This is a genomic window from uncultured Campylobacter sp. (genome assembly GCF_938045595.1).
Taxonomy (GTDB): Bacteria; Campylobacterota; Campylobacteria; order Campylobacterales; family Campylobacteraceae; genus Campylobacter_B.
Genome location: NZ_CALIBB010000081.1, coordinates 1 through 1802 on the forward strand (window position 1 = coordinate 1; position 1802 = coordinate 1802).

The window sequence follows — 1802 nt, forward strand, 5'->3', positions numbered from 1 at the left end:
GCTTCGTTTTCACGCCGCAGGCTATGCAAACAGCTCGTGCCTCTTAAAATTTATTCGGCGAGAGCTATTGCGAGCGCTTTACCTAGTGCGAGAGATCGTAGGCGCTTTGGGTGGATACTCTGCGCGGTATATTTTATACGGGGGCGCCGTGCGAGAGTTTACCTACTTCCGCTGCGGGTGCTATTTCTGTCGCCGACTGCAACGCACGAGCGCTTTTCATGAACGCTCTCGCGCCCGCAGCTCTGAAATACGCTACGAGCGCTAAATTTTACGCACGTAGCCGTAGAGCTCAAACATAAACCAGCCGTCAGGTCTAAACGGCTATAAAATTTAAGGAGAAAATTTGGCTAAAGCTTTAAAAATCATCATAGCTGTAGTTCTGGGTTTGCTCTTTTGCGTAAAGGTGCTACCGATTTTGGCGGCATTTTTCGCGTTTAATTCTTTCTTTGATAAAGATGATATGGAACTGGATAAAGCCCCGCCGATGCAAAACTACGAGCAAAATCGCGAGAAATTTCTAGACCTGTTAGCTTTTGCAGATCGCAACTTCCCTAAAAATTTGCGCGTTACGATCCAGAGCACTTATGGCGATGAATATATTTGGATTGATTTGGACAGCAATAAGACGAAATTTTACTCAAATTCCATTTTCAAAGATAATGCACCGGGTATTGGCGAAGGGTTAAAGCTCGTTGGCTGGGATAAAAAGACGTTTGCAGAGCTAAAATCAAAGCTTGCGGCGATAAACGCCAGAACCATCGTGCTAAATAGAAGCGGCGACAGCAGTGCGCCTTGGGCAGAGATCACCTACCGATACGTGGAGCACTTCACCGATAGCTATCAGTTTTATGCTCCGGATAGCCCGAAACTCGCCGAGCTGCACGCCAAGGGCTGCTCGAAAAAATTTCAAAAGGGCGGCGTAGTGTTTTTATTCGAAAACACAATGTCCGGCTCATATAGAGCGTTCTGTAGTGGCGACGACGATAATAAGAGCGTTTTGATCGAAAAGCACGATTTGTAGAACTAGGCTCGCGCAAGAAAAATTTGGCGCCTTAATTTGGGGCACGATCGATAAGGCGTCGTGAGATCGCGAGGCTAAATTTAATCGCACGAGCCCATGTAAGCTTGGCGGTAAATTTTATAGTTCACGCTAAATTCTAAGTCGTCTTGAAAAACGAAATTTCGCGCGAAATTTTACCTAGCCACGCAAGCGCACAAAGCAGAATTCTGCATAAAATTCTACGCAGAATTTCTTGCAAAATTTTAACCGACTATGCGAGATGGAATTCTAGCCGGCTGCCTGCCGCGGAGCTTGAAGCGCGGGATTTAAAGCCTTGCTGCCGCAAAAACAAAATCCGTATCAAAGCTCTACGAGACAAAATTACGTTGCAAAATTTCGCTGTAAAATTCCAGGCGCCGAATTTACTATCGCAAAATTCGAGCGCCAAATTTTACGTCGCAAAATCTCGCGCGTATTTTTCAAACGGCTAAATTTCGCTTTTAAATTCTACGCGCTAAATTCCGTGCTACCGCTTGCAATCGCTGCTTGCGAACGCCCAAAGCCTTAAATTCTACATACCAAATTCCGCGTCGTAAAATTTAGCGCAGTTAGCGATCCGCGCGCTGTTTGGGAGCCGTCACAATAAAATTCCACACTTAAGGCATAGCGGGCGTAGCGGTATGAGCGTAGTTTTAAACCCGCTGTGGTAAAATTCCGCAGTCTTTCGCGACGGGCGCTCTGCTTTTTAGCCTCAGCCCTAAGCGCGTACCTAAAATTCCGCGTCGCAAATTTTATTTCCGCC

3 protein-coding genes are annotated in these 1802 nt (G+C 46.3%); 2 read left to right on the forward strand and 1 reads right to left on the reverse strand.

The window, feature by feature from the left end; translation table 11 throughout:
* The first annotated feature begins 343 nt into the window (after positions 1 to 343).
* Entirely contained in the window at positions 344 to 1021 is a 678-nt protein-coding gene (locus tag Q0340_RS03090; RefSeq protein ID WP_298082114.1) for a hypothetical protein, read from the forward strand.
* Between the two features lie 146 nt (positions 1022 to 1167).
* On the forward strand, positions 1168 to 1491 hold the full coding sequence (locus Q0340_RS03095) for a hypothetical protein (RefSeq protein ID WP_298082115.1): 324 nt from the start codon (positions 1168 to 1170) through the stop codon (positions 1489 to 1491).
* A gap of 73 nt (positions 1492 to 1564) precedes the next feature.
* On the opposite strand, the gene Q0340_RS03100 is transcribed toward Q0340_RS03095, so the two are convergent.
* The coding region (locus tag Q0340_RS03100) for a hypothetical protein (protein ID WP_298082116.1) at positions 1565 to 1802 on the reverse strand (238 nt) is incomplete at its 5' end.